The following is a 24038-nucleotide window of genomic DNA, read 5'->3' on the forward strand; positions in this document are numbered from 1 at the left end:
ATGGGGTCCCAAGGAGCCTAGGAGAGTTTCCCGAAGGCCCCGACAACTACGCGCGGGCGACCCCGGCTTGCGCCGCGGCGTCGGTAAACTCCTTCAGCCAGCGCAAGACATCCACCGCTTCCCAGCGGGTCGGGTCATACAGGGCATACAACAGCCCCTGATAGCCCACCACGTCCAGTTGCCGGTGATAACCCGCACGCTGGAACAGGGCTTCGATTTCCGCAAAGCAGGTATTGAAATGCAGTTTGTTGAACGGCGTCTTGCCTTCCGTAACCAGGCCATCCAGGCGCAGTTCGAGCACCGCTTCGCGTACCACATCGGCGGACATGCGGTTCACACTGCTTTTCAATTGTTCGACATTGACCATCATCCGTCCTTCTACCCTCTCGTTCATCCACTGAGCAGCTGCCCTGCGCATCGATATCAACCACGGCCGACATAACTGACGACCCACAACACCACGCCCCATATCTGCATCGCGTCCCTGTCATTCAAGGGGATAGGGGCAATCGAAGGTCGCGCCGCCTTGAGCAGCAGCCCACCCTTGGGATCGGGCGCCAGCAGGCGCACGCCATAGGTTTCTTCGCCATCGAGATGGACCATCACGTATTGATCCACGGCCGGGGCCGCCGAGCGGTCGACGATCAGCCGGTCGCCGGGATAGATACCGAAGCCCAGCAGGCTGTCGTCATCCACCAGCACCGCACGGATCTGCGGCGCTCCGAGCCCCACCGTGCGGTCCAGCGAAAAACCGCTTTCGCACTCGAGCCCGGCAGCCAATCCGTCGTGCCCTGCATGTTCGGGCGACAGATGCTGCAAACGCTCGGCGCGCGCGAGGATTGTGAGAGACATGACGGCCCTTCCTGATTGCTGTATGCATATACAGTAACCGAATAATCGGGAATGCGCCAAGGGAGTTGCAACGAAGGTCGACCAACGGAAAGCCGGGTCAGCGCAGAAAAGCCACCACCTGCTCGGCATCGAACGGCCAGCCCAGCTCGGCGCCGCTATCCACCCGGCGCAGCACCGGAATACGCAGGCCATAGGCCTCGAACAGGGTTTCGTCTTCCGCGATATCCACCAGCTCGACCATCAGCCCATGCTCCACCAGCGGCATCAATTCCGCCTCGGCGAGTTCGCACAGGTGGCAACCCAGGGTGCCGAACAACTGACATTCAGGAGGCATGAGATACAGACCGAAAAGAGACAGGCGCTTATTCTAGGCCCGCTGGAAAAAGCCGTCGACCGATGAGCAGCGCCCTTGGTCACCCTCGACGATCGTCGTCGAACATTCTGCCAGGCAGCTGACTCAGGTCAGCGCCGCGAAGCGTTGATTGCGCGATTCTCGCGGCTTTTTTTGCCTCTACGCTCTGTACACCCCATCCGCCGACCGGAGATATCTGTGTTCGCCAATCTGTTGATCATCCTCGCCTCGTCCCTGGTGGTGATTGCCCTGTTCCGGCGCCTGCGCCTGCCGCCGGTGCTGGGCTACCTGTGCGTGGGCCTGCTGGTGGGGCCGACCGCTTTCGGCTGGGTCAACGACAACGAAAACCTGCCTGACCTCGCGGAGCTGGGGGTGGTGTTCCTGCTGTTTTCCCTGGGCCTGGAGTTTTCCGTCTCGAAGATGCTGGCCCTGCGCCGGGTGGTGTTTGGCCTGGGCAGCCTGCAAGTGCTGTGCAGCGGCGCGGTCCTCGGCAGCCTGCTGATCCTGGCCGGCGTACCGTCGATCCCGGCCCTGCTGCTGGGCGCCGGGTTGGCGCTGTCGTCCACGGCCATCGTCAGCAAGGAGCTGGGCAGCCTCGGGGAAATCTTCAGCAGCCACGGGCAGAATGCGATCGGCGTGTTGCTGTTCCAGGATGTGGTGGCCGTGCTGTTGCTGACCCTGGTCCCGGTGTTTGCCGGCAGTACCGAACAGGCCTGGTACTGGGCGCTGCCCCTGACACTGGGCAAGACCGCCCTGCTGTTCGTCGGCCTGGCTCTGGCCAGCCGCTGGTTGCTGCCACGGCTGTTCCACGAAGTGGCGGCCTCGCACTCCGCCGAGCTGTTCGTGCTGCTGGCGCTGGTCATCGTCCTGCTGACCGCCTGGCTGACCCACCTGCTCGGCCTATCCCCGGCGCTCGGTGCCTTCCTCGCCGGCATGTTGCTGGGGGAAAGCCGCTACCGGCACCAGATCGAGGCCGATATCCGGCCGTTCCGCGACATCCTGCTGGGGTTGTTTTTCGTCAGCATCGGCATGCTGATCGACCTGCAACTGTTCGCCAGCGACGGCCTGCTGATCCTCGGCCTGACCCTGGCCCTGATGCTGATCAAGGGCGCCGTGGTGGCGCTGTTGCTCAAGCTGCGCGGCAGCGACGGCGAAACGGCCTGGCGCAGTGGCCTGGCCCTGGCCCAGGGCGGCGAGTTCTGTTTTGCGCTGATGGCGCAGATGCAGCAGAGCCAGTTGATGCCGGCCGAGCTGAGCGGCCTGCTGCTGGCCGCAACGTTCTGCTCGATGCTGCTGACGCCCCTGCTGCTGCGCGCCGCCCCAGGCATTGCCGCGCGCCTGCACCGCAAGCCGAACCAAGAGGCGCACCTGGAAGAAATCAGCGCCCTCAACGCCGGCCTGCAAGGGCATGTGGTGATCTGCGGTTACGGCCGCGTCGGCCAGTCGATCGGCCGCTTCCTGCGCCGCGAACAGCAGCGTTTCATTGCCCTGGACGATGACCCTGTGCGCGTCCAGGAAGCCGCGGCCGGCGAAAGCTGCGTGCATTACGGCGACTCCCGTCGCGCCGAGCTACTCGCCGCCGTCGGGCTCGAACGCGCGCGGCTGCTGGTGATTGCAGTCGACAAGACCGAAATCGCCCTCAACGTGCTGCACGGCGCCCGCCGGATCAACCCCAGGGTACCGATCCTGGTGCGTACTCGGGACGACAGCCAGCTGGCCGAACTGAAGGCCGCCGGCGCCAGCGAGGTGGTGCCGGAGCTGCTGGAGTCGAGCCTGATGCTGGCGTCCCACGCCCTGGTGATGCTCGGGCTGCCCGAGCACCAGGTACAGGCCAAGGTCGATGAAGTGCGGCACAACCGCTATCGCCTGCTACACGGTTTCTACCATGGCGCGCAGACCGACCTGCTGGACAATCGCGGCCAACCGCGGGTGCTGATGCACGCGGTGAACCTGGGTGCCGCCGCCCATGCCTGCAACCTGGCCCTGGGCGAGCTGGGGCTGGATCAGCTGGGCGTCGATGTGCAAGGCGTGCAGCGCGACGGCAACGACCTGGAGTTGGCCGACGGCACCCTGCTGCAGGCCGGCGATACGGTGTTGATGTCCGGCCCGCTGGCGGCCATCGAGGCGTCGGAGGCGCGCCTGCTCGGCGGCCAATGATCGACCGGGCCGCGGCTGGAGACGCCGGCCGCGGCCGCCTCGTTTCAGTCCTGGCTGACCGCGCCGATCTTGTGCAGCGACAGGTCGGCGCCGTAGTACTCCTGCTCCTGGGTCAGGCGCAGGCCGCAGCACGCCTTGAGCGCCCCGTACACCAGCAACCCACCCGCCAGCGCCACCACGACGCCCAGGCCGGTGCCGATCAACTGGCTGATCAGGCTGACGCCGCCCAGGCCGCCCAAGGCGCTCTGGCCGAAGATCCCGCAGGCGATGCCGCCCCACACGCCGCACAGCCCGTGCAGCGGCCAGACACCCAGCACGTCGTCGATCTTCCAGCGGCTCTGGGCCGCGATAAAGCACCAGACGAACAGCGCGCCGGCAATCGCCCCGGTGATCAATGCCCCCACCGGATGCATCAGGTCGGAGCCGGCACAGATCGCCACCAGCCCGGCCAACGGGCCGTTGTGCAGGAAGCCCGGGTCGTTGCGTCCGACGATCAGCGCCGCCACCGTGCCGCCGACCATAGCCATCAGCGAGTTCACCGCCACCAGCCCGCTGACCGCCTGCAACGTCTGCGCGCTCATGACGTTGAAGCCGAACCAGCCGACGATCAGGATCCACGACCCCAACGCCAGGAACGGAATGCTCGACGGCGCGAACGCCACCAGCTTGCCGTCGCGGTAGCGGCCGTTGCGCGGCCCGAGCAGCAGCACCGCCGCCAGCGCCAGCCAGCCGCCCATGGCATGCACCACCACGGACCCGGCGAAATCATGGAAGCTCGCGCCGAAGCTCTTCTGCAACCAGGCTTGCAGACCGTAGTTGCCGTTCCACACCAGGCCCTCGAAGAACGGGTAGACGAACGCCACGATCAGCGCCGTGGCGCAGAGCTGCGGGACGAACCGCGCCCGCTCGGCGATGCCGCCGGAGATGATCGCCGGAATGGCCGCGGCGAACGTCAGCAGGAAGAAGAACTTCACCAGCCCGTAACCGTGATCGGCACTGATCACCGCCGCCGGTTGCAGGAAGCTGACGCCGTAGGAAATCCAATAGCCTATAAAGAAATAGGCCAGGGTCGAGACGGCGAAGTCGCTGAGGATCTTCGACAACGCATTGACCTGGTTTTTCTGGCGTACCGTGCCGACCTCGAGGAACGCGAAGCCGGCATGCATGGCCAGGACCATGACCGCGCCGATCAGGATGAACAGAGTGTTGGAACCATGGACCAGAGTGTCCACAGCGCTTTGCAGATTTTCCATGGAATGGGCAGACCTGATATCAGGAACCTTCCTCGAGCCGCTCTAGCGTTTTTGCACCAATTTGGTCCCGCAGGCGTTCTCGGCCCGCGGATTTCGACCTGTTTTGGCGCAGCGCTTTTTCGAGTCGGTGCAGCGCTCGAGGGTGTTTCCATAAGTGTTGATTTTTTAGGGTAAGGTTTTACCGGCCATGCGCTGCGTCCTGCGCGCTTTCGGCGCAACCACCCGCGTTTACGCACCAGTACAAAGCAAAAGCTGTACCAGACAATTGCACTGAACCTTCGCGCAAGGCTCATACTCGAAACATTCGAACGCCACTACGGAGATAACCATGACCAGCAAAACCACCAAGACGGCTCAAGAAACACTGATGGCGGACTTTCAGGCACTGGTCAGTGACACGGAGCGTCTGCTGGAACACACCGCGACCCTGGCCGGCGATCAGGCGGACGAATTGCGCACGCAGATTCACGACAGCCTTTTGCGTGCCCGCGAGACCCTGCAACTGACCGAGCAATCCCTGCGCGAACGCGGCCAGGCAGCGGTCACCGCCACCGAAGACTATGTCCAGAGCAACCCCTGGCAAGCGGTGGGCATCGCCGCGGGCGTGGGCTTCCTGATCGGCCTGCTGGCGACCCGGCGCTGATATGGCTATCGACGAATCCGCCTCGTCCACGGCTCAAGGCTCCTCTCCACGGCGCCTGGGCGCTGCGTTCCTGGGCTTGCTGCACAGCCATGTGGAACTGTTCGGCATCGAGTTGCAGGAACAGAAAGCCCGCACCGTCAGCCTGCTGCTGTTCGCCGGGCTGGCCCTGGTGTTCGCCCTGCTGCTATTGGTAGGCCTGTCGGCCCTGGTGCTGATCCTGTTCTGGGACACCTATCGCCTGGCCGCCATCATCGGTTTGTGCGTCTTCTATACGCTGGCCGCGCTGTTCTGCGCCATGCGCCTGAAGGCCGCGATTTTCGATGAGTCCTCGCCCTTCCACGCCACCCTCGAAGAGCTGGCCAACGACCGGGAGCGCCTGCTGCCATGAGCCTGCCTGAAATCCCGCAAACCAACTCCCGACGCGAGATGCGCAAGGCGCTGATCCGCCTGCGCATGGAAATGCACCGCCAGAAAATCCGTCACGAATCCCAGCAACTGCTGCAACCCTTGCAGCGGGTACGCGGCCTGGGCCAGAGCTGGCAACAGGGGTTCGGCATCAAGCACGCGCCGTTGTGGGGCGTGGCCGCCGTGACCCTGCTGGGTTTTCTGACGGGCAAGGGCGCGAAGAGCGGCAGCGTCAAAAGCTTCGCCCGGCTGGTACGCCTCAGCGCCGGCCTGTTGCCGCTGATCAAACTGGTCATGCAAGGCACCTCGGGTAAAAACTGAGCGGCCGCCATCTGGCTGCATTCTTGCAATCGTTTCTTGAATAAGCCCCGCGCCCGACCTCTTGCCAGAGGTCGGGCCGTGCCTGTTCGCAGGTACCGGCACCAGGCCCACAAGACCAACCAAGGAGGCCCCGTGATCGACGGGCAACCGCTTGCCTGCTTTCAACCCTTCATCGACACCGCCACCGGCCGTATCGCCGGGGTCGAAGCCCTGGGCCGCCTGCGTCAACCCAACGGCCAGCTGTTGTCGGTGGGCCCGCTGTTCAGCGATCCGCGAAACTCCGCGACCAGCCTGCGGCGACTCGACCGGCTGATTCGCGCCGACGCCCTGAGCCGCCTGCACGCAGCGCCCGCGGAGTGGTTCCTGAGCCTCAATATCTCGCCGCGCTGGATCAGCCGCCTACGCGCCGGCCAACCCTTGCCCAGCCTCAAGCAATTGCAGCAGCACGGCGTCGATCCGCGGCGCGTGGTCTTCGAAATCACCGAACTGAGCGGCGACAGCCAACGCCTCAGCGAAGTGGTGGCGCGCTACCGCGAAGCCGGCGCGCGCATCGCCATCGACGACTTCGGCGCCGGCTACTCCCAGCTCGACCGCGTGCTGGCCCTGCAACCGGACATCCTCAAGCTCGACATGCGCCTGTTCCAGGCGGCGGCCCGTGGCGGTCCCAGCAGCGACGTGGTCAAGGCCCTGGCGCAGATGGCCGAGAAAACCGGCTGCTGGATCATCGCCGAGGGCGTCGAAAGCGAAAGCGAGCTCAACTTCGCCCTGGAATGCGGCTCGCGGTATGTGCAGGGTTTCCTGTTCGCCCGGGCCGAGCGGGAGTTCTTCGCCAGCGATGCCTTCGTCGCGCCCTTTGCCCGGCAGCGCGAACGCTATGTCCAGCAGAAACTCGCCGAACGCGGACGCCTGATGCAACTGCGCCAGCAACTGGCGGAGCTGATGAACCTCCTGCAGGACTGGGCTCAAGCCCAAGCGCCGATCGAGCGCCTGCCGCAGCTGGATGCCTTTCCCTGGTTGCTGCGTTTCTATCAGTGCGATCGTCACGGCACCCAACTGACGCCGAACCTGGAATGGCGCAACAAGCGCTGGCAGGCCGACCCCAGCTACGTCGGCCACAACTGGTCATGGCGTCCGTATTTCTATCACCTGCTGGCCGAAGGCTGGGACGAGCGGCGGCTGACCCTGTCGAACACCTACCGCGATGCCACCAGCAACCAGTACTGCCTGACCGCCGGGCAGTTCTTCGACCAGGGCCGGCGCCTGCTGCTGATCGATATCGACGCGGCCGGGCTCTAGCGGCCCGCGCGGTCGCCCCTGGCATTCGACGTCGACCAGCGCACGAACCCCGCGCGCCGGCCGTTTGTTCCACTTGCAGCGGCAGGCGCGAACCGGGAAGCTAGCCCATCAGTCATTCGACGGAGAGACCCGCCTTGGATTGGCATACCCTGCTTACCCGCGAACGCCTCGGAAAGCCGCTGCACAGCCCTGAAGAACTCGGCCGCAGCCCCTTCCACAAAGACCACGACCGCATCATCTTCTCCGGCGCCTTCCGCCGCCTGGGACGCAAGACCCAGGTGCACCCGGTCTCCAGCAACGACCATATCCACACCCGCCTGACCCACTCCCTGGAAGTCAGTTGCGTCGGGCGTTCCCTGGGCATGCGGGTCGGCGAAACCATTCGCGACGCCCTGCCCGACTGGTGCGAACCGAGCGATCTGGGCATGGTGGTGCAATCGGCCTGCCTGGCCCACGACATCGGCAATCCACCGTTCGGCCATTCCGGCGAAGATGCCATCCGCCATTGGTTCCAGCAGGCCGCCGGGCGTGGCTGGCTGGATGCGATGAGCGACAACGAGCGTAATGACTTCCTCAACTTCGAAGGCAACGCCCAGGGTTTCCGGGTACTGACCCAGCTGGAATATCACCAGTTCGACGGCGGTATGCGGCTGACCTACGCCACCCTCGGCACCTACCTGAAGTACCCCTGGACCGCGCGCCACGCCGACTCCCTGGGCTACAAGAAGCACAAGTTCGGCTGTTACCAGAGCGAACTGCCGCTGCTCGAACAGATCGCCGCCAAGCTCGGCCTGCCGCAACTCGAGGAACAACGCTGGGCACGCCATCCGCTGGTGTATCTGATGGAGGCCGCCGATGACATCTGCTATGCCCTGATCGACCTCGAGGACGGGCTGGAAATGGAGCTGCTCGAATACGCCGAAGTCGAGTCGCTGCTGCTCGGCCTGGTGGGCGACGACCTGCCGGAAACCTATCGCCAACTCGGCCCGGGAGACTCGCGCCGGCGCAAACTGGCGATCCTGCGCGGCAAGGCCATCGAACACCTGACCAATGCCGCGGCACGGGCCTTCGTCGAACAGCAGGACGCCCTGCTCAGCGGCACCCTGCACGGCGACCTGGTGGAGCACATGCACGGCCCGGCCAAGCGTTGCGTGCTCAACGCCAAGGACATCGCCCGCAAGAAGATCTTCCAGGACAAGCGCAAGACCCTGCACGAGATCGGTGCCTACACCACCCTGGAAATCCTCCTCAACGCGTTGTGCGGCGCCGCCCTGGAACAGCACGGCGGCCGCAGCCCGTCGTTCAAGAACCGGCGGATTCTCGATCTGCTGGGCAATAACGCGCCGAATCCGAACGGCTCGCTGCACGCTTCGTTCCTGCGCATGATCGACTTCATCGCCGGCATGACCGACAGCTACGCCAGCGAGATGGCCCGGGAAATGACCGGGCGCTCCAGCCCGCAATGAGCCGCCGTCGAACGGCCACCTCAATAAACGAGGTGGCCGTTCGAGGCTTTTTCATCAACCGACAACTAAGGGATTCCCCTAGTCGCTAATCAGGCGATAACTGAACATCTCCGTTACTTCAACTTCTCCGTTCCACCACTTCACACGACGTCATACTGTCGCTCACCCTCGAAAAGTTCATCGGACACACCCCTAGAGCACTTGCTCTATAACTAGCGACATTGACCGATACATGCCGACCGGCAGACAACCCGACTCGCCTGAATTAAACGGATCGTTAACGAAACAACCAAACATCCTACCTTTACCTTTCGATACACCTACCCCTCTCCCGGCTCCCTCCCCCTTCAAATACAAGGCCTTCGCTGGCCTCCGATGCTTACAAATGACGTACAAATCCATTTTGACGTTTCCGTTAGTCTTTTCAGACAAGTCTTATTCAGCTCAAGATAATTCCTCTTCAAACTGCCGAACAATCGGCACTAAATAAATAGCAAGCGAACTAACAAACCACATTGAAACTTCAATCTCGTCAGTTGGTTCAACAGCCATTTTCAAAATAATTTCGCCCTTCGCTGTAACAAAGAACGCTCCCAGGACTCAAGCGTCAAAATGGAAGTGATTACACGGAATACATCCGTGCCGATAAGTCGTTCCCGCACTTCCTCGTCCGTTTTCCACTATTTAAGGATGTCGAGTGCCTTACACGTCCTCAAGCCACCCAAGCTGTCACCCCGGCCTTGGCCGCTGGCTGCTGCTCTCGCTGCTGGCCGCGGCCCTGCCGGTGGCCGCCGCCGATATGCCGCAACCCGGCCAGGAAACCCTGCGCCTGCAACAGCAACAACAACGCGACCTGCAACAACTGCAACTGGAACAACGCCAGCGCCAGTTGCAGCGCGGCAGCTTCGGCGCGCCCGCGGTCACCCCCGACAAGGCCGTCGACAGCGCCGAGGATGAACAGTGCTGGGCCCTGAGCGGCACCCGGATCGCCGGGGTCACGCTGTTCAAGAAAGACCTGTTGAACCGCCAGCTCGAACCTTTTATCTCCCCCTGCATGGGGGTGAACGGGATCAACCGCCTGCTGGCGCAGATCACCCGGGCCTATGCGGACGCCGGCTACATCGCCAGCCGCCCCTACCTGAGCAGCGCCCCCGCCGACGGCCACTCGCTGGATATCGTGGTCGACGAAGGTTATGTCGAGGCCGTCGAGCTGGCCGACCAGAGCCTGCCGGTATCCCTGCGCGGCGCCTTTCCCGGGATGCTGGGCAAACCATTGAACCTGCGCGACCTGGAACAGGGCCTGGACCAGCTCAACCGCTTGCGCTCCGTCGACCTGACCGCCGACATCGCCCCCGGCAGCCAGCCCGGCGCCTCGCGGATCGTCCTGCGCCCGCGCGGCAGCGCCGCCTCGCGCTGGGCCTTGGGGCTGGGTGTGGATAACCTCGGCAGCGCCAGTACCGGGCGCGATCGCAACTCCGTCAACCTGGGCCTCGACAGCCCGCTGGAGCTCAACGACGCGCTCAACCTGAACTTCAGCGACACCCTCAATCACGGCCCGCGCTACAGCCGTACGGCCAGCGTTTTCTACTCGATCCCCTACGGCTACTGGACCTACAGCCTGTTCGCCAGCCACGCCGAGTACCGCGCACCGTTCAAGGTCAGCAGCACGACCCTCTACAACAGCGGACGCACCGACCAGCTCAGCCTGCGCGCCGACCGGGTGCTGTGGCGCGACCAGGGGCACCAGTTGAGCGCCAACCTGCAACTGGCCCACAAGGATGTCGACAGCTACCTGGAGAAAGTCCGCCTGGGCATCCAGAGCCCGACCCTGACCGTGGCCGAGGCCGGGCTCAATTTCTTCTGGCTCGACGGCGCGGTGTGGAACCTGGATGTCAACTATGCCCAGGGCCTGACCTGGCTCGGCGCCGACCGCGACTCGCAGCAGGTGCAGAGAAACCTGCCGCAAGCGCAGTTCCGCAAATACCGCTCCAGCCTCAGCCAATGGCGCAACGGCCGCATCGGCGACCAGCCCTGGCAGTGGCAGAGCCAACTGTCGCTGCAATACAGCCCGGACCCGCTGCCGGCCATCGAACAACTGCTGGGCACCGACGACTCCGCCGTGCGCGGCTATCGCGAGAACAGCGCCTCGGGCGCCATCGGCGGCATCTGGCGCAACACCCTGCGCCTGCCGCTGCAGAACGATCTGCCGGTCAAGCTGACCCCGCGCCTGGCCTTCGACCACGGTCGGATCAAGGCGCAAGAAGGTGCCAGCAGCGAACGCCTGAGCGGCGCCAGCATCGGCCTCAACCTGAGCTGGAAGAACCTGCAGGTCGATGTCGATTACCAGCAGAGCCTGGAAACGCCGCAACGTTTTCACCATGAGTCGCCCACCTGGCTGACCCGCCTGAGCCTACAGATCTGAGGCCCCCTAACCGTGCATCAGCCTGAAACAGCCGAGCCCGGACACGACACAGCAGCGTTGCAACGAACAGCGCGCACGGCCACTCGGCACACACATAGAGAGCTTTTTATGCCCGACTACATACCTGCGTTCCACCTGTCCCCCCGGGGCAAACTGCGCCTGGCCATTGCCGGCCTGCTCCTGCTGTCCCAGCTGCCGCAGGCGCTGGCCGGCGATATCATCGTGACCCAGGGCCCCGGCGGCCTGCCGCAACTGCAAAACCAGAACGGCGTACCGATCGTCAACATCGTCGCCCCCAACGGCAACGGGCTTTCCCATAACCAGTTCCTCGACTACAACGTCGGCGACAAGGGCGTGGTCCTGAACAATGCCTTGCAGTCGGGCGTGTCGCAGTTGGCCGGGCAACTGGCCAAAAACCCGCAGTTCCATGGCCAGGACGCCAGCGTGATTCTCAACGAGGTGATCAGCCGCAACGCCTCGACGATCAACGGCGCCCAGGAGATCTTCGGCCGCCCCGCCGACTATGTGCTGGCCAACCCCAACGGCATCTCGGTCAACGGCGGCAGCTTCATCAATGCTCCGAACGCCAGCCTGCTGGTCGGCAAGCCCGAGTTTCAGGACGGCAAGCTGAACGAGCTGAGCACCCGTGGCGCCGAGGGCCAGTTGACGATCCAGGACCGTGGCCTGCGCAACGACAAAGGCAGCATCAACCTGATCGCCCCGCGTATCGACAGCCGAGGCGAAATCACTGCCGAAAACCAGCTCAACCTCACCGTAGGGCGCAACGGCGTCGACCCGGCCAGCGGTAAGGTGAAGAACGTCGACCCGGCCGGCAACACGGCTGAACGGCGCATCGACGCCAGCCTGTTCGGCGCCATGCAGGCCGGACGCATCAACATCGTCAGCACCGCCGAGGGCGCCGGGGTGCGCGTCGGCGCGGTCCAGGTCAAGGGCCGCGACGGGGTCGATATCCGCTCCGCCGGCGATCTGCACATCAGCGGCCAGGCCCGGCCCGACAGCCTCGAGGCCGTCCGTGCCGGCGTGCACAGCAGCGAGGGCGACATCGAATTGCGCAGCGGCAAAGACCTGACCCTGGCCGCCACCGATGTCAGCGCCCGCGACATCAAGCTCGACGCCGGGCGCAACCTGACCCTGAGCGCCATCGAAAGCCGCAAGCTCCAGGAAAAGCGCGAGCAGTGGAGCAACAGCACCATCGGTATCACTTGGCAGACCTACGACCGCACCCTGACCGACAGCGACAGCCGCCAGCACGGCAACCAGTTGACCGCCCGGCGCGACGCCGAGCTCAAGGCCCGCGGCAACGCCGAACTCCAGGCCAGCCAGGTCAAGGCCGGCAACAACCTGAAGATCGACAGCGGCGCCGACCTGCGCCTGACGGCCGCCACCGAAACCCACGCGCAACGCGACCAGGGCAACCACCGCAAGCATCTGTGGAAAGCCAACTGGGACAAATCCAGCAGCGAACAACGCAGCATCATCAGCCAGCTGGAAGCCGGTGATCAGATCAACCTCGCCAGCAAACAGCAGCTGCAATTGCAGGGTGCCGAACTGACCAGCCCCGGCAATATCAAACTGACCGGTAGCCAGGTGGACATCGGCACCGTCAGCCGCACCCAGAGCAACAGCGACAAGTCTTATTCCGGCGACCTGGTCGGCGGCAGCTTCTTCGGCAAGAACGGCGACGGCGACAAGGGCAAGACCCTGAACAAGGGCAGCAAGGTCAACGCCCAGGGCGACCTGATCGTCAAGGCCGACGAGGTCCGCATCAGCGGCAGCCAGGCCCGCGGAGGCAAGCAGGCCAGCGTGATCAGCAACACCGGCTCGCTGACCATCGACGGCGTTCAGGACCGCTCCCACGACAACAGCTACAGCAAGGACAGCAAGTTCTTCGGCATCACCAAGGACGAAAACCGGCAGAACCTCAAGGGCAGCACCACCGTCACCAGCGACCTGCGTTCGGACAGCAACCTCGAACTCAAAAGCGCCAAGGACATCGCCATCAGCGGCGCGCACGTGGCCGCGAAAGGCGAACTCAAGGCCGACGCCAAGGGCGACATCAAGATCGACTCGACGCAAAACACCGCGCAGGGCGAGAGCACCAGCCACACCCGCGGCTTCGACGCCTATGCCAAGGAGAATGCCCCGGGCACCCGGCAATACCGTGCCGGGGTGCGTTACGAGGACCGCGAGCAAACCGTCAAGAGCGACGACACCCGGCAACAGGCGACAACCCTCAGCGGCGGCAGCCTGGAACTGGCCGCGGGCGGCGACCTGAGCGTCAAGGGCGCCAACCTGAAAGCCACCGGCGGCGACCCGAGCGTCAAGGGCGCCGACCTGAAGGCCACCGGCAGCGACCCGAGCGTCAAGGACAGCGACCTGAAAACCGCCAGCGGCGATATCAAACTCAGCGGCAAGCGGGTCGAGCTGCTGGCCGATCACGACACCCAGAGCAGCACCACCGACACCCGCACCACGGGCGGCGGTTTCTACTACACCGGCGGCCTGGACAAGGCCGGCAGCGGCGCGGAATTCTCCCACGGCACAACCCAGGACAGCCGCGACAGCAGCACTGCCAACACCACCGGTATCACCGCCACCGGCAACCTGACCATCAAGGCCGGCAATACCCTGGTGACCGAAGGCGCGCAAGTCAAAGCAGGCGGCAAGTTGCAAGTCAATGCCGAGCAAGTCGACAACCGCGCGGCGCACAACACCGAGTCCAGCAGCCACAAGGAAAACACCTGGAGCGCCGATGTCGGCGCCAACGTCGAATACAAAGGCCTTACCCGCCCGATCGAGAAAGCCATCGAAGGCGTGGCCCAGCGCAAGTTCCATCAACCGGGCCTGCTCGACGCCCTGGAACAGCCCAACGTCGGGCTGGACGTGGAAGTCGGCCATCAGAACAAACAGCGCACCGAGCAAAGCAGCACCGCGGTGGTCAGCCAGTTCACCGGCGGCCAGGTAGGTGTCGAGGTAACCGGCCAGTTGCAGGACGAAGGCAGCAGCTACAAGGCCACCAACGGCGCCCTGGACATCGACGCCGGCAGCCATCTGGCCAAGGCCGCCAGCAACACCCACAGCAGCAGCGAACAGGCTCTGGATGCCAAGGCTGGCGTGCGGGTCTACACCACCACCGGCGAAGACATCAATGTGCGTGGCAGCGGTGCCGGCGGCAGCAGCGACAAACGCAGCGACAGCAGCCAGGCAGTGGTCGGCAGCTATGCCGGCAGCCAGGGCGTGGACATCACGCTCAAAGGCGACGGCCAGTACGAGGGCAGCCGCTTCGACGGCGGCGCGGCCGGCGTCAAGCTGCACGCGGGCGGCGAACTGGCCCTGAACCAGGCCAACGACCGCCAGACCAGCAGCGACTCCAGCCTGCGCGGCGATGCCGCGCTCACCGTCGGCACCAGCCCGGGCGCCAACGGCAACAACCTCAACGTCGGCGCCGGGGTGCAACTGGACCACAAGCGCCTGGACCAACAAGACAGCCAGGCCCGGGTCGCGACGATCCAGGGCAAGGGTCCGATCGAGCTGTCCAGCGGCGGCGACCTGACCCTGCAGGGCACCACCATCGGCAGCGACACCGCCAAGGTCGGCGATATCAGCCTGAACGCCGGCGGCAAGCTCGACCTGCAAGCCGCGGTCGACAGCCACAGCAGCCAGGGCAGCAACCTGGGCGGCGGCCTGACCGCCGGGGCCGGCAAAACCAGCAGCGAGCAGAGCAGCGGCAAGAACGCCAGCCTGAGCGCCAACTTCAACATCGGCCGAGTGGCCGAACAGGACCAGAGCCAGACCGGCGGCCAACTGCACAGCACCGGCAAGGTCGTGCTCGCCAGCGGCTCCGACAGCGACACCGCGCTCCACCTGCAAGGCACCCAGATCAAGGCCGACAGCGTCGAATTGCGTGCCGACAAGGGCGGGATCTACCAGGAGTCGGCGCAATCGAGCCAGGCGCACAATAACTGGGGCCTGACCCTGGGCGCCGGCGGCACCGGCGGCAAGACCACCCGGGCCGACGCCGGCGAGCACGATTCGCCGAAAACCGATCGCGGCATCTATGCCCGGGCCAAGATCGACGTCGCACAGGTGCACAGCACCACCCAGCACAACAGCCTGATCAAGGCTAACGAGGTCGCCCTCAACAGTGCGCGCGACACCCATCTGGCTGGCGCGCTCATCGAGGCCAATCGGGTCAATGGGCGGATTGGCGGCGAACTGAACGTGGAAAGCCGCAAGGACCAACTCAGCAGCACCACGGTCAACCTCGACGCGCGCCTGGATGCCGAGAAGAACCAGCCGGGCGTAGTCAACAAGCTGACCAGGCAGACCGGCCCGCTCAAGGACAAGCTGCAAGCCAAGGCCGAAGGCGGTTTCGACAAGCATCGCGGGAAGCTGGAGAACGCCGTCGACAAAGGCACCGAGCACTTGGCCTCGGCCAAGGACAACCTGGTGAACAAGGCCGAGATCGCCAAGGAACGCCTGGGCGAGAAGCTCAGCCGCAGCGGCAGCTATGACGTCAACCCGGAACCGCGCGGCGCCTTCGGCCGCGGCGTGGACAAGGCCAAGGGCTACCTCGCCGACAAGACCGAGGCCCTGGGCGACCGCCTCTCCGGGCTGAAGCAGCGGGTCTGGCCGAAAACCAGCGACAGCTACGCCGTCAGCGAGAAAACCACCCCCGGCGCCAAAGTGGCCAACATCGCCGAAGGCGTGCTGTTCGGCGACAAGAGCGGCAACACCTCCTACACCCCGACCCTGAACCTGAATGTCAGCCGCCAGAGCAAGGACAGCGTGGCCCAGGCATCGGGCATCAGCGGTACCCAGGGGGTCAACCTGCAGGTGGCGCGCGACACCCACCTGAGCGGCGCGCGGATCAGCGCCAGCGAAGGCAAGGTCGACCTCGGCGGCTCGCAGGTCAAGCGCACCGACCTGGCCGGCACGGACTACCGCGCCGACGTCGGGCTCAACCTGTCGAAGTCGCCGCTCAACCTGGCGCTCGGGGCCAAGGATGAGCTGACCCGCAAGCAGGACGACGCGACCCGCCAGGATCAGTCGTTCAACGTGGGGCTGCTGCGCGTCGGCGGCCACAGCGACAGCCAGCTGCTGCAAGCCGGCATTGACGAAAAAGCGCCCTGAGGCAAGCGCTCGCTGATCGGCTGCCCCCCTTGACCGGGGGGCAGCCTGGCCTGGGCAGCGGTCAAGGCTCGCTCAACCTCTCGGATCGTCCGGCGGAAACAGTACGTTAAACGACCAACATCTCCTTACCTTTTACATAGTCGGACACTCATTCCTACTTCCAGCAGCCAAACAGCTGTAATCCGAACCCGTCTTTCATGTAAGAACTGCCTTATTGTCCCCAACCCCGCCTTAACCCGCATATATCCACTGCCCTGCCTGCGCTATGGTCCAGCCTTGTATCTACTTGCACGGGCTTGACCATGAGTTCTGTTTTCATCATCGACGACCACCCTGTTATCCGTCTGGCAATCCGCATGTTGCTGGAACATGAAGGCTATAAGATCGTCGGTGAAACCGATAACGGCGTCGATGCCCTGCAAATGGTGCGCGACAGCTTGCCGGACCTGATCGTGCTCGATATCAGCATTCCCAAGCTCGACGGCCTGGAGTTGCTGTTGCGCTTCGCCGCCTTGGACAAATCGCTGCGGGTACTGGTGCTGACGGCGCAATCGCCGGCCCTGTTCGCGGCACGCTGCATGCAGGCCGGGGCCTGTGGCTACGTGTGCAAGCAGGAAGACCTCAGCGAAGTGCTCAGTGCCATGAAGGCCGTACTCTGCGGTTACAACTATTTTCCAAGCCATGCCTTGCAAAACCCGCGTGAGGACGAAACTTCCAACAACGAACTGAACCGCTTGATGTTGCTCAGCGACCGCGAACTCATGGTCTTGCAACTGTTTGCCAAGGGCGGCAGCAGTACGCAAATAGCCAACAGCATCTTTCTCAGCGGCAAGACCGTCAGTACCTATAAAAAAAGAATCATGCACAAACTTCGCGCGCACTCCATGGCCGAACTTATCGAGTTGGCACAACGCCACGAACTGGTATGAGCCACAGGATGTTCAAACTCATCCCTTATTATTCGACGGCATTGGCCATGGTCTTTTGGGCCGCTCTTTTTCCTGCTCCGAGCGAAGCCGGGCAACGGCTACCCGCAACCCCGGAACTCCATGCCTGCGTCGGCACGACGCCCTGTGCCGAACCCGCCGCCACGCTCCCGGGCAGCGACCGCCAACCCGATCGCGGGCTGCTCCTGCTCGGCGGCCTCGGCATACCATTTCTGGCCTCCCTGGGCTGGAATGCCTGGTTGCACCGCTGCCGGACCCGCCAGCGCCAGGCCGAACAGGCCCTCAGGCAGCAGTTGGAACTGATGCAGGCCTGGGTCGACGGCCTGCCCCATCCGGCGTATGTCCGCGACCGCCAGGGCCTGCTGCTCTACTGCAACGCCAGCTACCTGGAACGGCTTGCCGTCCAGCGCGAAGAGATCATCGGCACAAGCGCATTGCAGGGTCTCCTGGACGATCCCGGGCAGGCTCGCGAACATCATGCCGACTACCAGCAAGCCATGGCGCAGGACCGCCCGCTGTCACTTGAACGGACCTTGCTCCTGAACGGGCAAATGCTGACCGTGCAGCACTGGGTCCGGCCCTACCGCGACGCCAGCGGCGAGGTCCAGGGCGTTGTCGCCGGCTGGATCGATATCAGCGCGCAACACGAGCTCGCCGACGGCCTCGCCGCCGCCACGCAACAGGCCGAAACCGCCAGCCGGAGCAACAGCGCATTCCTGGCCAGCACCCGCCAGCAACTGCGTGCGCCCCTGAATGCGCTGACCGGCCTGCTCGAACTGCTCCTGCAACGGGCCGACGGCCAGCCTGCGGAGCGCCCGCTCCTCGAGATGGCCCAGCGCTCGGCCCGGGAAATACAGACCCTGCTGGACGCTGCCCTGGATATCGCCCTCATCGAATCGGGACAGCTGCAGCTACTGCCCGAATGGCTGGACCCGCGCGAGCAGGTCGACGCCATCGTCGGGGCGTTCGCCAGCCAGGCCCGGCAAAAGCAGCTCAAGCTGCTGCCAACCTTTCGCTCCAGCATCGAACCGGCCGACGTCCTGCTCGACCCGCTGCGCTTCAAGCAGGTTCTCGACAACCTGCTGCGCAACGCCCTCAGGTTCACCGAACAAGGCCAGGTCAGGGTCCACCTCGAACTGCAACCGTCCACGCAGGCGCGGCATCTGCAACTGATATTGCAGGTGACGGACAGCGGCCTCGGCATCGACCCGCAGGATCAACAACGGCTGTTCACTGCCCTGCCCCGGGCCCGCCCCCTTTCAGGGCATGGCGGCGCGAATCGCCTGAGCATCTGCCGCCATCTCTGCGAGCAGATGCAAGGCACCCTGCAACTGACCAGCCAGCCGGGCATCGGCACCGAAGTACGGATGGTGCTGCAACTCGCCTGCCGGCCCGCGCAACTGCCCGCGACTCGCGCCGAGCGACTTGTCCCTCAGCCCGGCCAGGCGCTGAACGTGCTGGTGGTCGAGGATCATTCGGCCAGCCGCATGCTGTTCAGCGAGCAGTTGCGTTTCCTCGGCCACCGCTGCCGCACCGCCAATGACAGCGTGCAAGGCCTCGAGATCTGGCGCGCTGGGTTCTTCGACCTGCTGATCGTCGACTGCAACGTACCGGGCATGAACGGCTACGACCTGACCCGGGCCATCCGCGAGCGGGAGCGCCTGGAGTCCCGCGCCCCCTGCCGGGTATTCGGGGTGACCGCCAACGCCGACTCGCAGAGCAGGCAGCAGTGCGCACAGGCCGGCCTCGATGAATGCCTGTTCAAGCCCGTCGGGCTCGCGTCCCTCGGGCAGAAGCTGGCCGGCCTGCCAGCGCTGCCCTGGCACGGCGTATTCAGCCTGAAGGCGTTGTACAGCCTGTGCCGCGGCAAACCGCAGTTCATCCTGCGCATCCTCAGCGAGCTGTTGCATTGCAGCTACCGGGACCGCCAGCAACTGATGGACCTGCGCTGCGACCAGGCGCCACAGGCACTGGCCGAACTCGCCCACAAGATCAAGGGCTCGGCCCTGATGGTGCAGGCCAAGGACCTCGAAACGCAGTGCCAGGCCCTGGAACAAGCCAGCCTGCAAGGCGCGGACGAACACACCCTGACGCTGTGCCGAAGCACTCTGGAACAGGCCATGCTCACACTCGAACGCGCCTTGCTGTGGCAACTCGATCAACAGGACAACGCGATGCCGCACTGATGGCCAGGCACGGCCTTTCACAGGCTACTTGCGAGAAAAATATCAAAAGGCCACTATCCTGCCAGTCATTCCCACCCCCTTTGGCAAGCCCCTGCCGGGAGGGGTTTGGCGGCGGCCATCGAGCCGCCCCCTTGAGCACGATGCCCCTGCCTTAACTATGCTGAAAACGTTGAATTGCGCGTGACGCGCCCCTGGAGAGAGCTGCAATGCCGAGCATGCCGCCGTTCGATAAACGCCGATTGCCTCTCCATGTGCACATCAGTGCGATGTTTACCTGCCTGCTCCTGCTGACCGGCGTCGTACTCGGTGTTTTCAACTATCAGCAGACCACCCGCATCATCCTCTCCAGCAGCGAAAAACTGTTCCAGCGCATCGAACAAGACGTCCAGCTCGACCTGGAGGCGACCTACGAACCCATCCGCCACCTGCTCAGCCTGCTGGTGGATAACCCAGCCGTTCAGGCCACCGACCTCGGACAACGCCTGGCGCTGCTCAGGCCTTTCGCCCAATCGCTGAAAGACAACCCCGAACTGGCCTCCCTGTATGTGGGCTATACCGACGGCGATTTTTTCATGGTCCGCCCCCTGCGCAACCAGGCCTTGAAAGACCTCCGCCAGGCGCCCGCTGCCGCGGCCTATGAAGTCTGGAGCATCGAACGCGAGCGCAGCAGCGGGCAGTTGCGCTCGCAGTCGCTGTTCTACGATGCCGCCCTGGCCCTCGTCAGCCGTCGCGACAATACCCAGGAGGCCTACGACCCGAGCGGCCGCAACTGGTTTACCAACGCCAAGGACGACACCGAGCAGATCACCACCGAACCGTACGTCTTTTTCTCGACCCGCAATGTCGGGACTACCCTGGCGCGCCGCAGCGGCAACAGCGCGGTCATGGGCGCCGACCTGACCCTGGAACAACTGTCGGGCACCCTGGCCAAGCATCGGGTCACGCCCAACACCGAAATCGCCCTGGTGGACAGCCACGGCAATGCGGTGGCCTACCCGGACAGCCGCCGCCTGATCGTCGAGGCACAGAGCGCTCGGCTGATCCGCGCCAACGACCTGCACCCGGCCCTCGACGCCCTGTTGCAAGGCAAGGCCGAGGGCAATCGCCTGCGGCTCAAGGACCGCCAGTGGATAGTCGCCAGCCGCCATCTGCAGGAGGGCGGGCCACAGGGTTTGCAACTGGCGCTGCTGGTGCCCGAGGACGAACTGCTGGCGGACGCCTATCGCATGCGCTGGCAAGGCGCGCTGATCACCCTGAGCATTCTGCTGCTGTGCCTGCCGCTCGGCTGGCTGACGTCCCGCGCGCTGGTCAAGCCGCTGCGCGCCCTGGTGCAGGAGGCCGACGCGATTCGCAGCTTCGACTTCAACTACCCGCTGGCGCGCCGCTCGCCCGTGCTGGAGGTCGACCAGTTGAGTGTGTCGATGGCCCGCATGAAGGACACTCTGGCGAGCTTTTTCGAAATCACCGCCAGCCTGTCCGCGGAAACCCGCTTCGACCCGCTGCTGCAACGGGTGCTGTTTGAAACCATGAAGATCGGCCAGGCCCAGGCCGGGTTGATCTACCTGCGCGAAAACGAAGGCATGAGCCTGGAGCCCCATGGCCTTATCATCGCCGGCGACGTCCAGGACCCGCGGGCGTTCGACATCCAGGGCCAGGACACCCAGCACGGCACGGGGCCGGTCTGGCTGCAGCAACTGGCGAACGACGAAAACGTGGTCACCACCCTGGGGTTCGAGCACGCAGGCGACCTGCAAAGCGTGTTGCTGGCCATGCAATGCCCCAGCGTTCACCTGATCGGTATCCGCCTGCACAACCGTCATAACGAAACCGTCGGCGTTCTCGTCCTGCTCTTGGCCGACAGCGGCCAGGAAGCCGACCTGGACAAGCTGCGCCCGGATCGCATTGCATTCCTGCAGGCGGTTTCCGGCGCCGCGGCGGTGAGCATCGAAAGCCAGCGCCTGCAAAACCGGCAAAAGCAATTGCTCGATGCATTCATCCAGTTGCTGGCCGGCGCCATCGATGCCAAGAGCCCCTACACCGGTGGGCATTGCCAGCGGGTCCCGGCGCTGACCCTGATGCTGGCCCAGGCTGCCGCCGCCAGCCAGCAACCGGCGTTCAGCACCTACCAACCCACCGAAGAAGAGTGGGAAGCGCTGCATATCGCGGCCTGGCTGCACGATTGCGGCAAGGTCACGACCCCCGAATACGTGGTGGACAAGGCGACCAAGCTGGAAACCCTCAACGACCGCATCCACGAGATCCGCACCCGCTTCGAGGTGCTCAAGCGCGACGTCTGGATCGACTATTGGCAGGCGCGTGCCGCAGGCGGCGACGAAGCCTCACTGGCAGCGATCCGCGATGCCGGGCTGGCCGGGCTGGACGACGACTTTGCCTTTATCGCCCGCTGCAACCTGGGCAGCGAGGCCATGGCCGAGGACGATCTGCAGCGCCTGGCCAGGATTGCCCGACGCACCTGGAGCCGGACGCTGGACGACCGTCTGGGCGTGTCCTGGGAAGAAAACCGCCGCCAGCAACGCACGCCGACGCCGCCCCTGCCCGTCACCGAACACCTCTTGGCCGACAAACCCGAGCACCTGATCGAGCGCAACCCCGCCGAACTGATCCCCCCGGACAACCCCTGGGGCTTCAAGCTCGACGTACCGCCCAACAAGTACAACCGCGGCGAGCTGTATAACCTGAGCATCGGCAAGGGCACGCTGACCCGCGAAGAGCGTTATGTGATCAATCACCACATGGTGCAGACCATCCTGATGCTCAGCCACCTGCCCTTCCCCAGCCATTTGAACAACGTCGCCGAGATCGCCGGCGGCCACCACGAGAAAATGGACGGCACCGGTTACCCCCGGCAGTTGAAACGGGAACAGATGAGCCTGCCGGCGCGGATGATGGCGATCGCCGATATCTTCGAAGCCCTGACCGCGGCGGACCGCCCCTACAAGAAGGGCAAGACCCTGAGCGAAGCGCTGGGGATCATGGCCGCCATGTGCCGCGACGCCCATATCGATCCGGAGTTGTTCGAGCTGTTCATCCAGAACGGGATCTACCAGCACTATGCCGACAGTTTCATGGAGCCGCAGCAGATCGATGCGGTAGACCCCGGGGTCGTGCTGAACAAGGCCGGGCTCAGTGCCTGACAGGCTTCAGCAATCGCTCAGGCGCAGGAAGATCGCCGCCAGGCGCTCGATGCCAGCCTGGTCCTCGGCGGTGAAACGGGACAGTTTCGGGCTGTCCAGATCCAGCACGCCAATCAGCCGGTCGTCCTTGACCAGGGGCACCACCAGTTCGCTGTTGGAAGCGCTGTCGCAGGCGATATGTCCCGGAAACGCGTGCACATCCTCGACCCGCTGGGTCTGCCGGCTGGCCGCGGCCGCGCCGCACACTCCGCGACCGAAGGCGATCCGCACGCAGGCGATCTGGCCCTGGAACGGCCCAAGCACCAGCTCTTCGTTGCGGTTGAGATAAAAGCCGGCCCAGTTCAAATCGTCCAGCTGATTGAAGAGAAACGCCGAGAACTGTGCAGCGTTGGCGATGAAGTCGCGCTCGTCGGCCAGCAGCGATTCCAACTGCGCGCACAGCAAGGCATAGCCGTCCAGGCCGGTGCCAGTGTTCTGCAGATCGATCATGCTTTTTGCTCCAACAACTGCAACCCGACCCAGTAGCGGGCGAACTGATAGGCACAGCGGCCATTGCGGTTGCCGCGGCCGGTGGCCCAGCGCACGGCGAGAATATCCAGGGCGTCGTCGCGCTGCCATTGCAGGCCGGCCTTGCGGCCCAACTCGCCGATCCAGTGCTCGACCACGTTCAGGTAGTGCTCCTGGGTGAAGGGATAGAACGACAGCCACAGGCCGAAGCGGTCCGACAGGGCAATCTTGTCTTCCACCGCCTCGCTGGGGTGCAGCTCGCCATCGACCCGTTTCCAGTTCTCGTTGTCGCTTTCCTTTTCCGGCACCAGGTGCCGACGGTTGGACGTGGCGTACAGCAGCACGTTGTCCGGCGCCTGCTCCAGCGAGCCGTCGAGCACGCTCTTGAGTACCCGGTAGTCGCCCTCGCCCGACTCGAACGACAGATCGTCGCAGAACAGCACGAACCGTTGCGGCAACTTGCTCAGTTGCTCCACCACCCGCGGCAGGTCGGCCAGGTGATCGCGCTCGATTTCGATCAGGCGCAGGCCCTGCCCGGCATGCTCGGCCAGCAAGGCGCGCACCAGCGACGATTTGCCGGTGCCGCGCGAACCCCACAGCAGGGCGTGGTTGGCCGGCAGGCCGTCGATAAACTGCTGGGTATTGCGCCCCAGTTGTTGACGCTGGTTGTCGACCCCGATCAGGTCCGACAAGCGCATCTCCAGACTGACTTCCAGGGGCAGCAGGAAACCGCTGCGGCCTTCGCGCTGCCAGCGCGCAGCCAGGCAGCGGCTCCAGTCGATGGTTTGTCGCGGCGCGGGCAACAACGGCTCGATACGCGCCAGAACCGCATCGGCGCGCTCAAGAAAAGCATTCAATCGAGAATCCACGACTTTTCCTCGGGCAGGTTCACAGTAATGATGGCGCACGCAGACCCAACGAC

Annotated in this window: 17 protein-coding genes; 11 read left to right on the forward strand and 6 right to left on the reverse strand. The window is 64.5% G+C overall.

All coding sequences use genetic code 11. The features are described from left to right. Positions 1-46: 46 nt before the first annotated feature. The 3 genes from BTN82_RS20470 to BTN82_RS20480 all read right to left on the reverse strand — a co-directional run bounded on the left by BTN82_RS20470 (position 47) and on the right by BTN82_RS20480 (position 1186). Complete coding sequence (locus BTN82_RS20470) at positions 47-367, reverse strand: transcriptional regulator (RefSeq protein WP_075120931.1); 321 nt, start codon at positions 365-367, stop codon at positions 47-49. Positions 368-423: 56 nt separating this feature from the next. Beyond that, positions 424-852: a S24 family peptidase gene (locus tag BTN82_RS20475; protein WP_075120932.1), complete on the reverse strand. Its 429-nt coding sequence runs from the start codon at positions 850-852 to the stop codon at positions 424-426. A gap of 97 nt (positions 853-949) precedes the next feature. Further along, complete coding sequence (locus BTN82_RS20480) at positions 950-1186, reverse strand: glutaredoxin family protein (RefSeq protein ID WP_075120933.1); 237 nt, start codon at positions 1184-1186, stop codon at positions 950-952. 216 nt (positions 1187-1402) lie between these two features. Here BTN82_RS20480 and BTN82_RS20485 point away from each other — a divergent pair, with 216 nt between their 5' ends. Continuing rightward, entirely contained in the window at positions 1403-3361 is a 1959-nt protein-coding gene (locus tag BTN82_RS20485; RefSeq protein WP_075120934.1) for a monovalent cation:proton antiporter family protein, read from the forward strand. A gap of 44 nt (positions 3362-3405) precedes the next feature. Here BTN82_RS20485 and BTN82_RS20490 read toward each other — a convergent pair whose 3' ends face one another. Next, the gene (locus BTN82_RS20490; RefSeq protein WP_075120935.1) at positions 3406-4614 is read right to left on the reverse strand and encodes an ammonium transporter; all 1209 of its coding nucleotides are present in this window, start codon (positions 4612-4614) and stop codon (positions 3406-3408) included. A 328-nt stretch (positions 4615-4942) separates the two neighbouring features. Here BTN82_RS20490 and BTN82_RS20495 point away from each other — a divergent pair, with 328 nt between their 5' ends. The 10 genes from BTN82_RS20495 (at position 4943) to BTN82_RS20540 (ending at position 22609) form a co-directional block, all read left to right on the forward strand. Continuing rightward, positions 4943-5257 (forward strand): YqjD family protein, encoded by a 315-nt coding sequence (locus BTN82_RS20495; RefSeq protein WP_075120936.1) that lies wholly within the window; start codon positions 4943-4945, stop codon positions 5255-5257. A gap of 1 nt (position 5258) precedes the next feature. Further along, positions 5259-5645: a phage holin family protein gene (locus BTN82_RS20500; RefSeq protein WP_075120937.1), complete on the forward strand. Its 387-nt coding sequence runs from the start codon at positions 5259-5261 to the stop codon at positions 5643-5645. Next, positions 5642-5983 carry a hypothetical protein gene (locus tag BTN82_RS20505; protein WP_075120938.1) on the forward strand — a complete coding sequence of 114 codons (342 nt, stop codon included), beginning with the start codon at positions 5642-5644 and terminating at the stop codon, positions 5981-5983. Before BTN82_RS20500 ends, BTN82_RS20505 begins: the two co-directional genes overlap by 4 nt. Positions 5984-6115: 132 nt before the next feature. Beyond that, the gene (locus BTN82_RS20510) at positions 6116-7279 is read left to right on the forward strand and encodes an EAL domain-containing protein (protein ID WP_075120939.1); all 1164 of its coding nucleotides are present in this window, start codon (positions 6116-6118) and stop codon (positions 7277-7279) included. A 134-nt stretch (positions 7280-7413) separates the two neighbouring features. Beyond that, positions 7414-8745 (forward strand): deoxyguanosinetriphosphate triphosphohydrolase, encoded by a 1332-nt coding sequence (locus tag BTN82_RS20515; protein WP_075120940.1) that lies wholly within the window; start codon positions 7414-7416, stop codon positions 8743-8745. Between the two features lie 697 nt (positions 8746-9442). Then, positions 9443-11167, forward strand: coding sequence for a ShlB/FhaC/HecB family hemolysin secretion/activation protein (locus tag BTN82_RS20520; RefSeq protein ID WP_410002835.1), 1725 nt, complete (start codon positions 9443-9445; stop codon positions 11165-11167). 108 nt (positions 11168-11275) lie between these two features. Beyond that, complete coding sequence (locus BTN82_RS20525; RefSeq protein ID WP_075120941.1) at positions 11276-16321, forward strand: hemagglutinin repeat-containing protein; 5046 nt, start codon at positions 11276-11278, stop codon at positions 16319-16321. A 302-nt stretch (positions 16322-16623) separates the two neighbouring features. Next, entirely contained in the window at positions 16624-17250 is a 627-nt protein-coding gene (locus BTN82_RS20530) for a response regulator transcription factor (protein ID WP_075120942.1), read from the forward strand. A gap of 8 nt (positions 17251-17258) precedes the next feature. Further along, on the forward strand, positions 17259-19454 hold the full coding sequence (locus BTN82_RS20535; protein WP_075120943.1) for an ATP-binding protein: 2196 nt from the start codon (positions 17259-17261) through the stop codon (positions 19452-19454). 206 nt (positions 19455-19660) lie between these two features. Next, complete coding sequence (locus BTN82_RS20540) at positions 19661-22609, forward strand: HD domain-containing phosphohydrolase (protein WP_075120944.1); 2949 nt, start codon at positions 19661-19663, stop codon at positions 22607-22609. Positions 22610-22615: 6 nt separating this feature from the next. Here the strand turns inward: BTN82_RS20540 and BTN82_RS20545 are convergent, their stop codons facing one another. Beyond that, positions 22616-23098, reverse strand: a complete 483-nt coding sequence (locus BTN82_RS20545) for a GAF domain-containing protein (protein WP_075120945.1) — start codon at positions 23096-23098, stop codon at positions 22616-22618. After that, a complete protein-coding gene (locus BTN82_RS20550; RefSeq protein ID WP_075120946.1) occupies positions 23095-23985 on the reverse strand; it encodes an ATP-binding protein in 891 nt (296 codons plus the stop codon). Before BTN82_RS20550 ends, BTN82_RS20545 begins: the two co-directional genes overlap by 4 nt. Positions 23986-24038: the final 53 nt, after the last annotated feature.

The organism is Pseudomonas chlororaphis (genome assembly GCF_001921865.1).
GTDB lineage: Bacteria > Pseudomonadota > Gammaproteobacteria > Pseudomonadales > Pseudomonadaceae > Aquipseudomonas > Aquipseudomonas chlororaphis_D.